The organism is Cellulophaga omnivescoria (genome assembly GCF_027915275.1).
GTDB lineage: Bacteria > Bacteroidota > Bacteroidia > Flavobacteriales > Flavobacteriaceae > Cellulophaga > Cellulophaga omnivescoria.
On record NZ_CP115819.1, the window covers coordinates 889,331 to 905,523 of the forward strand.

The window sequence follows — 16,193 nt, forward strand, 5'->3', positions numbered from 1 at the left end:
TTAACAAGCTAAAAATTAGAAAACTCCTTTATGTCTGGAAACACTTTTTTAAAAAGAATAGATTGGCTTAGTATTTTTATTTACCTAGCTCTAACCATTATTGGTTGGGTAAGCATATATTCCAGCACGTTTTCTGAAAGTAACCCTTCTATATTAGATTTTGGTACTTTTTATGGCAAGCAAGCCTTTTTTATAGGTGTAAGCATACTAACTGTTGTTTTTATTTTTGCTACAGAAGCAAATATTTTTGAACGGTTTTCTGGTATTATTTACGCTATAAGTATTGTTTTATTAGTTGGCTTATTTCCGTTTGGAAAAACTATTGCAGGAGCTACCTCATGGTATAATTTAGGATTTTTTAACCTTCAACCATCAGAAATAGCCAAGGTAGCTACAGCACTTGCTTTAGCCAAATACCTTAGTGACATACAAACAGACCTAAAAAAACAAAAAGACAAAATGTATGCTTTTGGTATTTTAATAATACCTGCTGTATTAATTATATTACAACCAGACCCTGGTAGTGGTGTGGTTTTTTTAGCTCTAACTTTTGTATTATTTAGAGAAGGATTACCTCTTTATTATTTAGCCATTGGATTAGTAATGTTTATCATATTTATTGCTACACTTAAATTTGGCACTATTTGGGTTGTTATAGCGGTTAGTATTTTAATTGCTCTATTTTACCTAACTAAAAAAGAAAGAGTTAAAATTTCTCCCCTACCAATAGTACTGTTTTTTATAGTATCTGTAACCATTTCATTATCGGTTAGGGTTGTTTTTGATTCTGTTTTAAAACAACACCATAGAGACAGATTTAACCTTTGGTTACGATTAGAAAAAGATCCTAAAAAACTTGAAGAAATTAGAAGGTCTATAGGTTACAACACTTACCAATCTGAAAAAGCTATAGAATCTGGTGGTTTTACAGGAAAAGGTTTTTTACAAGGAACAAGAACAAAAGGTGACTTTGTACCAGAACAACATTCAGACTATATTTTTACTACTGTGGGAGAAGAATGGGGCTTTTTAGGCACTGCAACTGTGGTTTTATTATTTTCAATACTATTATTACGACTTGTTTATATTGCAGAACGACAAAAAAATGCCTTTAGCCGGATATATGGTTATGGTGTTATTTCTATTTTATTTGTACACTATTTAATTAATATAGGTATGGTTATTGGCTTAGTACCAACCATTGGAATACCATTACCTTTTATGAGCTATGGAGGATCTGGATTAATTGGGTTTACATTGTTGCTTTTTATCTTTTTAAAGTTAGATGCTAACCGTTTAAAGGAATGGGGTTAAAGAGCCCAATTTGTAGCATTTACTTTAGCCTCTAGCTTATCTTGAGTCGGTTTTGGTAATGCTCTAAAAAAATTGATGCCGGTTTCCTGCTCTACTTTATCTACCGTAACAACAAATGAACGCAGTGGTTTAGTACTCTCTTGATGTGGAAATAAAAAAGCTATGACTTTTAAGTTCTCTCCTTTACCCTTTGCTACAATCTTATAAAAATAATTTGGCACCGCAACATCTTCATCTCCTATTTCATCCATATTACCTTTTAAAATACCTCCTGTAACAACGTAAAGCTGTTTATCCTTTTTTACCCATTGCCGTATTTTCTTCTCTAACCTATTCCATATACCAGCATTAAAATCGTTTTTTTGAGGCACTATATTACTAGTGTAAAAAGTTTCATTATAAGCCTGTAATGAAAACCTACGGTCACCAGCAGGGCAAAGGTGTCCTCTATCGTACCCAGAGCGTTTATAATTACGCCAATCTGCAGATTTTGTTTTTACTTTAGGATCCTCAATAAAATAAGGTCTTTTTCTATCATCATAAGATAAATGTTCCTTCTTTAAAAAATACGCCACCCACTCTGCCTGTTCATATTTTTCATTGTAAGATAAAGTATAATAATTATGTTTTATTATATCGCCAGTTGTAGAAGATGGTTGTAAATAGTTATCTAAACTAACTTGTTCTTTATCTTTAATAACACTGGTATCTGTATAAGTACCTGGAGTATAAAAATTATTAAACAACCAGAAACCAATAGTGCAAATTAGCATTAAAATTAAGTACGTAGTTTTTTTATTCATTTCTATTGTAAAATCTAAATTAAAAATAAAGCTTCCAAAGTAAACCTTGGAAGCTTTTATGGTATAATGCTTGTAAATTACCTACTCTTTAATAGCAGCTGTATAACCATTAGCATCTTCTAAAGTTGTATAGCCTACTAGCTTTACAATTTTAAAAACATCGTTAGATCTACCTTCAGCATATACCACCGTATATTTTTCTCCGCTTTGAGACCAAGTAAATGATGTGCTAGATTTTAAATCTCCGTTGGTATACTCTTTATAAGTACCCATTTTATCTGAGCTAAATTTCCATTCATCTCTAGAGGTTTGTGATTCTTGTCCTTCAAAAGAGACAGAAAAATCATTTGCCCAAGTACCTACAATATCAGATGAATTATCGTCTTTAGAACAACTAGTTGTTAATACAACGGCAAATAAAATAAGGAATAGTTTTTTCAAAATAAATTATGGTTTAGATTAATTATAAAGCTTTAACGTGTTTATTTTTACAATAGTATAAATAAAAAAAGCCTAGTTTAACAACTAGGCTTTTTTTATAGAGTTATAACAGCTTATCCTTTAATTGCTGCTAACTTATTGTTATTTTTAATATTGTTAAGTTTTAAATCTTTAAGCACACTTATAGCCTCTTCTACATAAACATCCCTAGCTAAATCCTTGTGCCATCTTTCTCTTTTTTCTTTTAAAATAGTATCCTTTACAAATAAGTCTTTTTCATATTTTAAAGATTCAAAAGTTAAGCCAGTTTTATAATCATAAATACCTTTAAAGTGCTTAGATTTTTCTAAAAGCTTTTCTTTTTCCTTTTTATAGTCACTATAACTTAAAGACACTACATTTTCATCTTGCTGTTCTTTTAACCATTTTGCATTTTCTTCAATTAGCTTTAACTGAGAATTTGCTGCCATACGTTTAGCACTATTTGCAATTGTTTGCTTATAGTCTATATAACCATCCCACGTTTTATAATTTGCAGGACTAATTTTATCCCAAGCCAATGGATTTTGCTGATCTCTTTCGCCCAAATCTATATAGCTATATTTGTCTGGAACTACTACATCACTCTTAACACCTTCTAACTGAGTAGACCCACCATTAATTCTGTAAAACTTTTGCGTAGTTACTTTTAAAGCTCCTAAATCTCCGTGCTCATTGTTACGCACAATATCAGACAAAGACCAAAGATTTTGTACAGTTCCTTTACCAAAAGTTTGCTTACTACCAATTACAACACCTCTTTTATAGTCTTGCATTGCAGCTGCTAAAATTTCGGATGCAGAAGCAGATAATTCATTCACTAATAAAACCAATGGACCATCCCATTGAATACGTTCGTCTTTGTCTTCATGCACTACTTTTTCTTCTGTGTTACCAGAAGATTTTACTTGTACAACAGGTCCATCTTTAATAAACAAACCAGCCATTTCTACAACAGTGCGTAAAGACCCTCCTCCGTTATCTCTTAAATCTAAAACTAAACCTTCCATACCGGCTTGTTTTAGCCTTTCAATTTCTTTTGCAACATCAGAAGCAGCATTACGGTTACTGTAATCTTTAAAATCTACATAAAACTTAGGTAGGTTAATTATTCCGTAGGTATGATCTTCTTTTTTTACTGTAGCAGACTTAGCATAAGATTCTTCCATCTCTACCAAATCTCTTGTAATTTTTACAACTTGCGTAGAGCCATCTACTTTTTTAACAGTTAAATAAACATTAGTCCCTTTAGGGCCTTTCATTAATTTAATTGCATCGTTTAATTGCATTCCTGTAACATCTACAGGCTCTTCATTTGGTTTTTGACCTACTTTAATAATTTCATCTCCAACCTCTATTGTTTGATCTCTCCAAATTGGACCGCCAGAAATTACTTCTACAATCTTAATCTGATCTTTCTTTTTCTGTAATCTAGCTCCAATACCTTCAAATTTACCAGACATACTTACATCAAACTTATCTTTATCTTCTGGGGCAAAATAGTATGTATGCGGATCAAAACCTTCTACAATTGTATTAATATATTGTCCAAACCAATCTTCTCGGTCATACTCATTGTTCACAAAATCAAAGAAATCATCTAAAGTAGACTTTGTTAATTCTCTTGCAGCCTTTTCCGCTTCAGTTTTAGACAATGGCTTTTCTTTATCTGTTAGCTTATCATCAAAAGTACTAATTGTGGCGTATTTTAATTGCTTTCTCCATCTTTCTCTAAGTTCTTTTTTTGATGCAACAAAAGTTTGATCTTCATAGTTAATATCTATCTTCTCAGCTGTATCAAAATTAAAAGGTTTACTTAATATGTCTTTATAGATATCAGAGGCTTCACTCATACGCTTCATTAATCTTTTATGAACCAAATCAAAAAAGCTTATGTCTGTATTTTTTATTTGGTCATCTATCTGAAATTTGTACTTTTCAAACTCTTTAATATCGCTTTCTAAAAAGTACCTTTTTGTAGGATCTAAAACATCTATAAACTCTTCAAAAACTGATACTGAAAAATCGTCATTAATGTCTTTAGGCTCATAATGTCCCTTTTCTAGCATATAAGCAATTATCTCAATCAATAATTTATCTTTATCACCGTCATTAACAGTATCTAAAGATTTATTTGTGAAACTGCAAGATGCAACTGCAAATAGCATCCCCAATAACATTAAAATTAAATTCTTTTTCATCTATTATTATTTTTACTTTAGTAGAATTTGGACTTTTAAAATTACATTAATTTAATGTAAATCTTATTTATTTTACCAAGATACTGAAAAAACTATGCCACATTATATGTTAGCAGCAGTTTTTTAACCTTTTTATGATAATTATAAGATACATTTTTAAAAAGCATTCTTGCAAACAGTATAAAAACGTATTTTTACGGTATAAATTATACTTTGTATGCAAAAACCATTAATATTAGTTACCAATGATGACGGAATTACAGCTCCAGGTTTAAGATCTTTGGTAAAATTCATGAAAGAAATAGGTGATGTTGTTGTTGTTGCACCAGATAGTCCGCAGTCTGGAATGGGACACGCAATAACCATAAACAACACATTACATGCAAACCTAGTTACCATAGATGATATTAACGGTGCAGAACAAGAATATAGCTGTAGTGGAACGCCGGCAGACTGTGTAAAAATGGGACTTCAGGAGCTTTTAGATCGCAAACCAGACTTATGCGTTAGCGGTATTAATCATGGCTCTAACTCATCTATAAATGTAATTTACTCTGGTACAATGAGTGCTGCCATAGAAGCTGGCATAGAAGGCATACCAGCTATTGGTTTTTCTTTATGTGATTTTTCATGGGAGGCAGATTTTGAAGATGCCAAACCTTATGTCCAAAAAATTGTAAAACAAGCAATTGCAAATGGCATACCTAAAGGTGTGGTGCTAAATGTAAACATCCCTGCAATAGAAAATGAAAAAATAAAAGGAATTAAAATTTGCAGACAGGCACGTGCCAACTGGAAAGAAAAATTTGACAAAAGAACCAACCCTATGGGTAAAGATTACTATTGGTTAACTGGTGAATTTGAACTGCTAGACAAAGGAGAAGACACAGACGAATTTGCACTTGCAAACAACTATATATCTGTGGTGCCAACCCAGTTTGATTTAACTGCGCACCACACAATACAACAACTAAACAACTGGAATTTAAATGAACACTAAAAAAGAAGTTATAATTGGATTTTTTGTAGGTATAATTGCGAATACCATTGGTACACTAGCTTATATTTTACTTTTTTCTGATTTGGGTATTGTAGAAACATATAAAGCAGCAGTAGAAAGTGACCATATTGGCAGTCTACTAGCACTTGGAGCTATATTAAATTTAATTGCTTTTTTTCTATTTTTAAAAATTAGAAGAGATTATAGAGCTAGAGGTGTACTTATTGCTACATTATTAACTGCTCTTGTAATTTTATATTACAAAGTTTTTTAAAAAAGTAACTTACTAAATGAAATACTACATTATTGCTGGCGAGGCTTCTGGCGATTTACACGGCTCTAACCTTATAAAAGCTATAAAAATTGCAGACACTAACGCAAATATTAGGTGTTGGGGTGGAGACCTTATGCAACAAGCTGGTGGAGATCTTGTAAAACATTACAAGAGTATGGCTTTTATGGGCTTTATTGAGGTTATAAGCAATATTAATAAAATATCTAAAAATTTAAAATTTTGTAAAGAAGATATTGATGCTTTTAAACCAGATGCTATTGTTTTTATAGACTATTCTGGCTTTAATTTACGCATTGCCAAATGGGCAAAAGAAAATAATTACCGCACTAATTATTATATATCTCCACAAATTTGGGCTTCTAGAGAAGGTAGAATTTCTAAAATAAAACGAGATATAGATGCTATGCACGTTATTCTTCCGTTTGAAAAAGATTTCTACGAAAAAAAACACAATTACCCAGTACATTTTGTTGGCCACCCTTTGTTAGATGCAATAAGTAAACAAAAACTACCCAATGAGGCAGAATTTAGAGCAAAAAATAATTTAGACCCTAAAAAACAAATTATAGCACTTTTGCCTGGCAGCAGAAAACAAGAAGTACAAAAAATGTTAGATGTTATGTTATCTGTAACAAAACATTTTACAAATTACCAATTTGTAATTGCTGGAGCACCAAGCTTAGATTTAGAGTTTTACAAACCTTATTTTAAAAATCCGCAAGTAGGTTTTGTTACAAATCAAACATATAATTTATTAACTTTATCTACTGCCGCATTGGTTACTAGTGGTACCGCGACTCTAGAAACAGCTTTGTTTAAAGTTCCGCAAGTTGTTTGCTATAAAGCGCATTGGCTGTCTTACTACATTGCTAAAAAAATTATTACACTAAAATACATTTCATTAGTAAATTTAATAATGGATAAAGAAGTTATTAAAGAACTAATACAAGACGATTTAAATAGCAAAAATCTTACTTTAGAATTAAACAAAATACTCTCTAAAGACACCAGAACCAAAGTTTTTGAAGAATATTACCAGCTCGAAAAAAAACTTGGTGGTGTTGGTGCCAGTAAAAAAGCAGCAGAATTAATTGTTTCCAACACAAAAGTTAAAGCTTAAAAAACCAATAAAATTTACTAAATTTGGTAACCAAGTGTCCTAAATTTTTCTTGGAATGATTCGTAAAGCAACTATTTTTCTACTACTTCTTTCTTTAGGGAGTTGTGTCTCTAAAAAGAAAACCACCTACAGTAAAGAGCGTAAAGTTAGCGTAGCTCCATCTAAAGTAATTATTAAAAAAGGAAGACCTTCTAGAGCCGAAAAAAAAGCTGAAGAAGTTGCTGTAGAACGTAAAGCAGACCAAATTATAAACTCTGCCTTAGCATTTTCTGGTACGCCTTACAAGTTTGGTGGCACTACCAGAAGAGGAATGGATTGCTCTGGCTTACTCTATGTTGCTTTTTCTGAACACAATATTACGCTGCCTAGAGTATCATACAATATGGCACAAGAAGGTAAAGAAATAAGAGTTAAAGATGTAGAAAAAGGAGATTTACTTTTTTTTAGAACCTCAAAAAAAAGAAAGCGTATTAACCACGTAGGTTTAGTTGTTGCAACAGACAATGACGAAATTAAATTTATACACGCAAGCACATCTAGAGGTGTAATTGTTTCATCTTTACGAGAAGGGTATTGGAATTATGCATTTGTTAAAGCTACTAGAGTACTATAATTTATGAAACCCTTTCAGTTTATTTCAGTAAAATTAACGCTTTGCATAATTACTGGAATACTGATACAAACAGCATTAAATTTACCTTTTTACATTAGCTTTTTTGCACTTTCTGCCTCATTATTTACGTTAGGTATTTTATTTAAAACTTCAAAAAAAAGAACTGTAACTTTTGGTGCTATTGCTGCTTTTACCGTAATATTATTAGGTGTATTTATAACTAATATAGCAAACCCAAAAAACAACACCTTACATTATAACAACAAAAATTTTGTTAACCAACATTTGTGGCATTTAAAGGTAAATGAAGTCTTAAAATCCAACACCTATGACCACAAATACATTGCCACACTTATTAACCTAGATAACCAAAATGCTACAGGTAATTTTTTATTAAACCTACCAATAAACAAAAATACAAAAGAGTTAAATGTAGATGATGAAATTGCTGTATTTGCCAATGCCACACCTATAAATAAACCTTTAAATCCACACCAATTTAATTACGCTTTGTATTTAAAAGACTTAGGCATTTATCATAAAATTGAAGCTGAAAATAATTACAAATTACTTTCTAATAGCAAAAAAACTATAAGAGGTACAGCTGCATTAATAAAAAATAACATTATTAAAAAACTTAATAATGTTGGTTTTGGAGCAGAAGAATTAAGTATATTTAAAGCATTGTTATTAGGAGAGCGTAACACCGTACAAACAGAAACTTTAGATGCTTATAAAAATGCAGGAGCTGTACATATTTTAGCCTTATCTGGTTTACATATTGGAATACTTTTAGTGGTTTTGCAATTTTTACTTTCTCCTTTAGAGTATTTACCAAAAGGCAAAACAATTAAACTTATAATTGTTGTTTTATTATTATGGGGATTTGCTTTTATTGCTGGCTTATCTAGCTCCCTAATTAGGGCTGTAACAATGTTTACTTTTGTTGCTTATGCAATGTTTTTGAACAGGCCAACTAGTTCTTTTAACATCTTGGCATTATCATTATTTTTTATACTGTTATGCAAGCCCAACTTATTATTTTCTGTTGGATTACAAATGAGCTATTCTGCTGTATTTTCAATTGTGCTGTTTAATCCGTTATTAAAAAAAATGTGGGAACCAAAATATTATCTCACCAATAAAATATGGCAATTGTTAACCGTTAGCGCGGCGGCACAATTAGGTGTATTACCAATTAGTTTGTATTATTTTCATCAGTTCCCTACGTTATTTTTTATTACCAATTTAGCTATTATTCCTTTTTTAGGAATTATTTTAAGCATTGGTATTGTAGTTATAATTTTAGCATTGTGCAGTGCATTGCCAAACTTTTTAGTTACATTTTACAACACTATTATTTTTAGTATGAATAGTGTTATTAAATGGGTTGCCACACAAGAAGCTTTTTTAATAAAAGCCATATCCTTTAATAAAATTCAAATGCTTTTTAGCTATATCTTTATAACCTTGTTGTTTTTATTTTTAGCTAAAAAATCCTTTAAAAGAACAGCTTGGATGCTAAGTATTATTTTAATTTATCAAACGTGTCTAATTTATTATAACCACCAAGCTTTTAACAAAGAAGAGTTGCTAATATTACATCAAAACAAAAATACTGTAGTAATTCACCAATCTGGCAAAGAGTTAAAAGTGCATAGTAGTGATAGTATCATAAATAAAAATACTATCCAAAATATTAAAATTGCAGAACGCATTAATAACGTAACCAACTATAAATTAAAAAATAATTATAACTACAATAATAACTTATTAATTATTGTAGATAGTTTAGCTACTTACCCTAAAAACAAAAATAGTATTGTGCTACTTACACAATCTACTAAGTTAAATTTAAATAGATTAATTACAGAAATTAAGCCTAAACAAATAATTGCGGATGGTAGTAATTATAAAAGTACAGTTGCGTTATGGAGGTCAACTTGTTTAAAAAGAAAAATACCTTTTTATTACACAGGGGAAAAAGGCTATTACACATTTAATTAATCACAAATACTTACTTTTACACCCTTATTTTCTAGGTTTTTTACCATACTAGGAGCTATTCCGCTATCTGTTATAATTTCATCTATCTGGTGTAAATTGCAAATTTTTGCAAAGCTTTTTTTACCAAACTTAGATGAATCTGCTAAAACAATAATTTTTTGAGCAGCACCTAACATTTTCCTATTAAGTTGTGCTTCTTCTAAACTAGAGGTAGATAAACCATACTCTAAATCTATACCATCTACACCTAAAAAAAATTTGCTACATGAAATATTATCTAAAATTTGTAACGCATAATTACCAATAACCGAAGCCGAATTATGCCTAACATAACCACCCAATTGTAAAATTTGAATGTCTTTGTTATGTATTAAATGCAAAACAACATGTAAAGAAGAAGTAATTACGGTTAGTTTCTTTTTTGGTTGAATAAATTTAGCCAAAGCTTGCACAGTTGTTCCAGACGCAATCATTATAGAATCGTTTTCATCTATTAATGTAGATGCGGTTTGCGCTATACCGTTTTTTTCTTCTACCGAAATTTTTTCTTTTTCATCAACTGCCCTTTCATTTATATACGGATTTTCTAATGATGCTCCGCCGTGGGTTCTAAAAAGTAACCCCTTTTCTTCAAGCAGGCGTAAATCTTTCCTAATTGTTACCGCAGAAACATTAAGTTGCTCACATAAATCTACAACTTCTACATGTTTTTCTCTGGCAAGAATATCTAATATAATCTGATGTCTTTTCATAGAATGATCAAATATAGTTAAAAAATGAAAAAAAAATAACGCAATTTAGTTTCGTTTACTTTCGTTTTGTTTTATAATTTTATTAGATTTGATCAAAATCAAAAGAAAGTGACAAAAAACATATTTAAAAGGGAAGCATTAATAGCACAATTACAACAGGAAAAAAACTGGGATGTATTAATTATTGGTGGTGGTGCTTCTGGTTTAGGAGCTGCACTAGATAGTGCTACTAGAGGGTACAAAACAGTATTGTTTGAACAGATAGATTACGCAAAAGGAACTAGTAGCCGTAGTACCAAACTAGTACACGGTGGGGTTCGGTATTTGGCTCAGGGCAATGTAGATTTGGTAAGAGAGGCTTTGCATGAAAGAGGCTTATTAGCTAAAAATGCACCGCATTTGGTTAGCAACCTCTCATTTATAATTCCAAATTATAAATGGTGGGGAACTCCGTTTTACACCATTGGTTTAAAAGTATATGATATTTTATCTGGTAGATTAAGCTTTGGAAAATCGTTTTCACTTTCTAGAAAAAAAACTATTCAGAAATTAAAAACAATAAAAACAGACGGACTAAAAGGTGGTGTTTTATACCATGATGGTCAGTTTGACGATTCTAGACTTGCTATTAATATAGCACAAACAGCTATTGAAAAAGGCGCAACACTTTTAAATTACTTTAAAGTTATAAAGCTTACAAAAAACACTAATGGCAATACCAATGGTGTGGTAGTTTTAGATACAGAAACAAATACAGAGTATACTGTTTTTGCCAAAACAATAATAAATGCTACAGGTGTTTTTACCGATGAAATATTAAAAATGGATGATGCTGCTTCTAAAAACCTTGTACGTCCAAGTCAAGGTATTCACTTAGTTGTAGACAGGTCATTTTTACCAGGCAATGAAGCCATAATGATACCAAAAACTACAGATGGTAGGGTATTATTTTTAGTGCCTTGGCATAGCAGAGTAATTTTAGGAACAACAGATACCCTTATAGACAGTCATAGTTTAGAACCTAAACCTTTAGAAGAAGAAATAGATTTTATACTAGCAAATGCCAACGAGTATTTAAACAAAAATGTTAGCCGTGAAGACGTGTTAAGTATGTATTCTGGTTTACGTCCTTTAGCTGCTCCAAAAGACAAATCTGAAAAAACAAAAGAAATATCTAGAAGTCATAAAGTGTTAGTTTCTGACTCTAAATTAATTACAATTACAGGCGGTAAATGGACAACCTACAGAAGAATGGCGCAAGACACCATAGACAAAGCTATACAAGTAGGACAGCTTACCAAAAGGCCATGTGCAACAAAAGATCTTCAATTGCATGGCGCTACTTTAAATAAAGAAATTATAAACCATTTATCTTTTTATGGGTCGGACCAGGATAGTATTTTAAAAATGGTAAAGCACAATCCCACATTAGGTGAAAAATTACATCCTAATTTAGAGTTTGTAAAAGCCGAAGTAGTTTGGGCAGTTAAAAATGAAATGGCAAGAACCATTGAAGATGTATTAGCTAGGCGTGTAAGAGTATTATTTTTAGACGCCAAAGCCGCAATAAAAATAGCGCCATTAGTTGCAGATATTATAGCTAAGGAACTAAATAAAGATGATGCCTGGAAGCAAAATCAAATTGAAAGCTTTAGAAAAGTTGCTGATGTTTATGTTCTAAAACATTAAAATTTTACTTAAAACCAAACAACCTTACAAACAACAACATGGAAAAATATATATTAGCATTAGACCAAGGCACAACTAGCTCTAGAGCAATTGTATTTAATAAAATGGGTAACATTATATCTGTTGCTCAAAAAGAGTTTACACAGTACTTTCCTAAACCAGGCTGGGTAGAACATGACCCTGACGAAATTTGGTCTACACAAGCTGGTGTTGCTACAGAAGCTATTACAAAAAAAGGACTAGATGTAAAAAATATTGCTGCAATTGGCATTACAAACCAAAGAGAAACTGTAGTTGTTTGGGATAAAAAAACAGGTAAACCTGTTTACAACGCTATTGTTTGGCAAGACAAAAGAACATCTCAATATTGTGAAGAACTAAAAAAAGCCGGACACACAGATCTTATTAAACAAAAAACAGGCCTTGTAATAGACTCCTACTTTTCTGGAACTAAAATAAAATGGATTTTAGATAACGTAAAAGGCGCCAGAGAACGTGCAGAGGCTGGTGACCTATTAATGGGAACCATAGACTCTTGGCTTATTTGGAACTTTACAAAAGGAAACAAACACGTTACAGATGTTAGTAATGCGTCTAGAACATTACTATTTAATATTAATACTTTACAATGGGATGATGAGCTACTAGATCTACTTACCATTCCTAAAAGTATGTTACCAGAGGTAAAAGAATCTAGCGAGGTTTACGGTCACACACAATCTGTTTTTTATGATTCTAAAATTCCTATTTCTGGTATTGCAGGAGACCAGCAAGCTGCCTTATTTGGACAAATGTGCACCAAGCCCGGAATGGTAAAAAACACATACGGCACAGGCTGTTTTATGCTTATGAATATTGGTAAAAAACCAACATTATCTAAAAATAACTTACTCACCACTATAGGTTGGAAAATTAACGGAGAAACGCAGTATGCATTGGAAGGCAGTATTTTTATAGGAGGAGCTGTTGTACAATGGCTTAGAGATTCTTTAAAAATTATTAGAACATCTGCAGAGGCAGAAACCTTAGCTAACAGCATTACAAGCTCAGAAGGGGTTTACTTTGTTCCTTCTTTTGCTGGTTTGGGAGCTCCTCATTGGAACCAACAAGCACAAGGTACTATTTTTGGATTAACAAGAGGCAGCACAGATACACATATTGCAAGAGCAGCTTTAGAATCTATTGCCTACCAAACAATGGATATTTTAAAAGCTATGGAGGCAGATTCTGGCATTTTAATTAAAGAGTTACGAGTAGATGGTGGAGCTACTGTAAATAATTTACTAATGCAGTTTCAGGCAAATGTTTTACAAACTACTACTATAAGACCTAAAGTAGTAGAGACCACCGCTATGGGAGCTGCTTTTTTAGCAGGCCTAGCTGTGGGCTACTGGGATAGTCCAAAAGAAATTGAAGAAATTTGGCAAACAGATGAACGTTTTGAACCAGTTACAGAAAATGAAGAAATTTTAGAAGGCATTAAAGGTTGGTACAAGGCCATTAAAGCACTTGAGTATTGGACAACCTTAAACTAAAAAAATGACTCCTTTTATTGCAGAAATTATTGGTAGTGCCATTCTAATTTTACTTGGTGGTGGCGTAGTTGCAAATGTGGTATTAAATAAAACGAACGGCAATAACAGTGGCTGGATTGTGATTACCACTGGCTGGGCACTTGCAGTTTATGTAGGTGTGGTTATAGCTGGGCCCTATAGTGGTGCTCATCTAAATCCTGCTGTTAGTATTGGTTTGGCTATTGCAAACAAATTTGAATGGTATAAAGTACCTATGTATGTACTTGCGCAATTTATTGGTACTATGGTTGGCGCTACTTTTGTTTGGCTTACATACAAACACCATTTTAATGAAACAGAAGATAAAGATGCTAAAAAGGCTGTTTTTTGCACTGCTCCTGCCATTAAAAATACATTTAGCAACTTATTTAGTGAGGCCATAGGTACTTTTGTGCTGTTACTTACTATTTTCTATTTTACAGATGCCACACTAACAAAACCTAATACTATAATTGGATTAGGCTCTGTTGGCGCTATACCCGTAGCATTTTTAGTCTGGGCAATTGGTTTGTCTTTAGGCGGTACTACAGGTTATGCTATTAATCCTGCTAGAGATTTAGGACCTAGAATTATACACGCACTACTTCCTATTAAAAATAAAGCTAAAAGTGATTGGAGCTATGCTTGGATACCTGTAGTGGGCCCTATTTTAGGTGCTTCACTAGCAGCTTTTCTAATGCTTGCTTTAAGCTAATAAATAAGCTTATTTAAACTAAAAATCCCTTTTTACTGTCTGTAAAAAGGGATTTTTTTATTGTATTTATAAATATTAATGAACTTTACCCATTAGCTTTTTAATTAAAGGAGAAAGCACCAAAACAATAACAGCTGCCCCTAGTGCATATTTAGATATTAACAAGAAACCGTCTGTGTAAATACCTAAGGTATCTAATCCTCCTACGTTTTTATCATCACTTTCAACAGCCAATTGCTTACTAATAAAACCAACAATTTGAAATGCAAATGCTGAAGCTAAAAACCAAATTCCCATCATAAAAGCTACAATACGCTTTGGAGAAAGGTCTGTAATTTTAGATAAACCTACTGGAGACATGAACAACTCCCCAACAGAAATTAGAAAATACATAATTAACAAATAAGAAAAAGGAACCATCCCGTCTGCATCTGCACTACCACTGCTTAGTGAAAGTATAAAGAAACTTATACCAGCAAAAGCAAGTCCTAAACCAAATTTGTATGGTGTTCTAGGATCCATTTTCTTTTTCCTCAAGTAAGCAAAAAGCATTGATATTGGAATTGATAATATAATTATGAACATTGAGTTTAACGCATTAGTTTGTGAAGCGTCTATAAAGGTAAGATTCACATTTCTTTCTGCAAACAACGTTATTACACTACCAGAAAGCTCATGAAAACCCCAGAAAAGTGTCATAAAAAACGTAATCAAAATAGCCACAACTAGCTTTTTACGCTCATCTACTGTAGCTTTTATCAAAACATTTATTAAAAAAACCGCAATACCAATAGCAATTAAATAAAATATAATATTAACAATGTTATCATCTTCTAAAAAAGTACCCTTTTCTCCCAAAGACTTATAAGAAGCAAGTAAATAAGCAATAACAGGTGCAGATAAAACAGCTAAAACAGGAATCATTATACCTTGTTTAACACCCAAAATTGTCTTTTCCAAAACTCCTTTAACAGGAGGCAAACCTCTATCACCAAAAACATTCTTTTTAATTCCACTATAAAAGAATATAAGCCCCAAAAGCATACCAATACCTGCCAGTCCAAATCCATAATGCCATCCAAAAGTTTTACCTAAATAACCACAAATTAAAGGTGCAACAAAACCTCCGATATTAATCCCCATATAAAAAATTACAAAACCAGAATCTTTTCTACTATCACCGTCCTTGTATAACGAGCCAACAAATGTTGATATATTTGGTTTAAAAAAACCATTACCAACAACAATTAGTGCAAGTGCTAAAAAAAAAGTAATATCATGTTCTATGGCTAAAACAAAATGTCCTACAGACATTAAAATACCTCCTAAAAAAATAGACTTTCGCATTCCCAATATCTTATCAGAGATTCTACCTCCAATTACCGTAGAAGCATAAACCAAAGAGCCGTAAGATGCGTATACTGCTGCTGCTGCAAAATCTCTAGATGCTAAAGCTGCAAAAACAACATCTACCATATATAGTGTTAGCAAAGCACGCATTCCATAGAAGCTAAAACGCTCCCATAGCTCCGCAAAAAATAAATAAAACAATCCTTTTGGATGTCCAAAAAGCTCTTGTTCTTCAACTGATTTAACAGTGTTTTCCATAATTATAAAAAATTAATTTATTAGTGGGGTTGTAAGAAACTAA

The 16,193-nt window shown here is 32.0% G+C and carries 14 protein-coding genes; 9 read left to right on the forward strand and 5 right to left on the reverse strand.

Features of this window, described 5'->3' with window-relative positions; translation table 11 throughout:
- Positions 1-30: 30 nt before the first annotated feature.
- Positions 31-1,314 (forward strand): rod shape-determining protein RodA, encoded by a 1,284-nt coding sequence (gene rodA / locus PBN93_RS03880; RefSeq protein WP_271081478.1) that lies wholly within the window; start codon positions 31-33, stop codon positions 1,312-1,314.
- Here the strand turns inward: rodA and PBN93_RS03885 are convergent.
- From PBN93_RS03885 to PBN93_RS03895, 3 genes are all read right to left on the reverse strand, one after another.
- On the reverse strand, positions 1,311-2,117 hold the full coding sequence (locus PBN93_RS03885; protein WP_271081479.1) for a DNA/RNA non-specific endonuclease: 807 nt from the start codon (positions 2,115-2,117) through the stop codon (positions 1,311-1,313). The two genes, rodA and PBN93_RS03885, sit on opposite strands and share 4 nt — an antisense overlap.
- 81 nt (positions 2,118-2,198) lie before the next feature.
- Positions 2,199-2,558 (reverse strand): lipocalin family protein, encoded by a 360-nt coding sequence (locus tag PBN93_RS03890; RefSeq protein ID WP_171974451.1) that lies wholly within the window; start codon positions 2,556-2,558, stop codon positions 2,199-2,201.
- 113 nt (positions 2,559-2,671) lie between these two features.
- On the reverse strand, positions 2,672-4,798 hold the full coding sequence (locus tag PBN93_RS03895) for a carboxy terminal-processing peptidase (protein ID WP_271081480.1): 2,127 nt from the start codon (positions 4,796-4,798) through the stop codon (positions 2,672-2,674).
- Positions 4,799-5,015: 217 nt separating this feature from the next.
- Between PBN93_RS03895 and surE the strand changes: the two genes are divergently transcribed.
- Genes surE through PBN93_RS03920 form a run of 5 tightly spaced genes read left to right on the forward strand, consistent with a single transcriptional unit; the run spans position 5,016 to position 9,833 of the window.
- On the forward strand, positions 5,016-5,798 hold the full coding sequence (gene surE, locus PBN93_RS03900; RefSeq protein WP_271081481.1) for a 5'/3'-nucleotidase SurE: 783 nt from the start codon (positions 5,016-5,018) through the stop codon (positions 5,796-5,798).
- Positions 5,788-6,072 carry a hypothetical protein gene (locus PBN93_RS03905; RefSeq protein WP_077398976.1) on the forward strand — a complete coding sequence of 95 codons (285 nt, stop codon included), beginning with the start codon at positions 5,788-5,790 and terminating at the stop codon, positions 6,070-6,072. The genes surE and PBN93_RS03905 overlap by 11 nt, the downstream gene beginning before the upstream one ends.
- A gap of 16 nt (positions 6,073-6,088) precedes the next feature.
- The gene (lpxB, locus tag PBN93_RS03910) at positions 6,089-7,213 is read left to right on the forward strand and encodes a lipid-A-disaccharide synthase (protein WP_077398978.1); all 1,125 of its coding nucleotides are present in this window, start codon (positions 6,089-6,091) and stop codon (positions 7,211-7,213) included.
- Positions 7,214-7,268: 55 nt separating this feature from the next.
- Positions 7,269-7,826 (forward strand): C40 family peptidase, encoded by a 558-nt coding sequence (locus PBN93_RS03915; protein ID WP_077398980.1) that lies wholly within the window; start codon positions 7,269-7,271, stop codon positions 7,824-7,826.
- A gap of 3 nt (positions 7,827-7,829) precedes the next feature.
- Positions 7,830-9,833, forward strand: a complete 2,004-nt coding sequence (locus PBN93_RS03920) for a ComEC/Rec2 family competence protein (protein ID WP_271081482.1) — start codon at positions 7,830-7,832, stop codon at positions 9,831-9,833.
- On the opposite strand, the gene PBN93_RS03925 is transcribed toward PBN93_RS03920, so the two are convergent.
- The gene (locus tag PBN93_RS03925; protein ID WP_077398984.1) at positions 9,830-10,585 is read right to left on the reverse strand and encodes a DeoR/GlpR family DNA-binding transcription regulator; all 756 of its coding nucleotides are present in this window, start codon (positions 10,583-10,585) and stop codon (positions 9,830-9,832) included. The two genes, PBN93_RS03920 and PBN93_RS03925, sit on opposite strands and share 4 nt — an antisense overlap.
- Before the next feature lie 108 nt (positions 10,586-10,693).
- On the opposite strand from PBN93_RS03925, the gene PBN93_RS03930 reads away from it, so the two are divergent.
- The 3 genes from PBN93_RS03930 to PBN93_RS03940 are packed head-to-tail and all read left to right on the forward strand — an operon-like array spanning position 10,694 to position 14,542.
- On the forward strand, positions 10,694-12,274 hold the full coding sequence (locus PBN93_RS03930) for a glycerol-3-phosphate dehydrogenase/oxidase (RefSeq protein WP_271081483.1): 1,581 nt from the start codon (positions 10,694-10,696) through the stop codon (positions 12,272-12,274).
- Positions 12,275-12,312: 38 nt separating this feature from the next.
- Complete coding sequence (gene glpK, locus PBN93_RS03935; protein WP_271081484.1) at positions 12,313-13,809, forward strand: glycerol kinase GlpK; 1,497 nt, start codon at positions 12,313-12,315, stop codon at positions 13,807-13,809.
- Positions 13,810-13,813: 4 nt separating this feature from the next.
- Positions 13,814-14,542, forward strand: a complete 729-nt coding sequence (locus tag PBN93_RS03940; protein WP_271081485.1) for an MIP/aquaporin family protein — start codon at positions 13,814-13,816, stop codon at positions 14,540-14,542.
- A gap of 75 nt (positions 14,543-14,617) precedes the next feature.
- Here the strand turns inward: PBN93_RS03940 and PBN93_RS03945 are convergent, their stop codons facing one another.
- Positions 14,618-16,150 carry a peptide MFS transporter gene (locus PBN93_RS03945; RefSeq protein WP_271081486.1) on the reverse strand — a complete coding sequence of 511 codons (1,533 nt, stop codon included), beginning with the start codon at positions 16,148-16,150 and terminating at the stop codon, positions 14,618-14,620.
- Between the last annotated feature and the right edge of the window lie 43 nt (positions 16,151-16,193).

Bases quoted from the DNA above. Each gene is read 5' to 3' on its own strand.
- rodA (WP_271081478.1), top strand. From the start codon at position 31: ATGTCTGGAAACACTTTTTTAAAAAGAATAGATTGGCTTAGTATTTTT.
- glpK (WP_271081484.1), top strand. From the start codon at position 12,313: ATGGAAAAATATATATTAGCATTAGACCAAGGCACAACTAGCTCTAGA.
- PBN93_RS03945 (WP_271081486.1), bottom strand. From the start codon at position 16,150: ATGGAAAACACTGTTAAATCAGTTGAAGAACAAGAGCTTTTTGGACAT.
- PBN93_RS03905 (WP_077398976.1), top strand. From the start codon at position 5,788: ATGAACACTAAAAAAGAAGTTATAATTGGATTTTTTGTAGGTATAATT.
- PBN93_RS03895 (WP_271081480.1), bottom strand. From the start codon at position 4,798: ATGAAAAAGAATTTAATTTTAATGTTATTGGGGATGCTATTTGCAGTT.
- lpxB (WP_077398978.1), top strand. From the start codon at position 6,089: ATGAAATACTACATTATTGCTGGCGAGGCTTCTGGCGATTTACACGGC.
- surE (WP_271081481.1), top strand. From the start codon at position 5,016: ATGCAAAAACCATTAATATTAGTTACCAATGATGACGGAATTACAGCT.
- PBN93_RS03885 (WP_271081479.1), bottom strand. From the start codon at position 2,117: ATGAATAAAAAAACTACGTACTTAATTTTAATGCTAATTTGCACTATT.
- PBN93_RS03920 (WP_271081482.1), top strand. From the start codon at position 7,830: ATGAAACCCTTTCAGTTTATTTCAGTAAAATTAACGCTTTGCATAATT.
- PBN93_RS03915 (WP_077398980.1), top strand. From the start codon at position 7,269: ATGATTCGTAAAGCAACTATTTTTCTACTACTTCTTTCTTTAGGGAGT.
- PBN93_RS03940 (WP_271081485.1), top strand. From the start codon at position 13,814: ATGACTCCTTTTATTGCAGAAATTATTGGTAGTGCCATTCTAATTTTA.
- PBN93_RS03925 (WP_077398984.1), bottom strand. From the start codon at position 10,585: ATGAAAAGACATCAGATTATATTAGATATTCTTGCCAGAGAAAAACAT.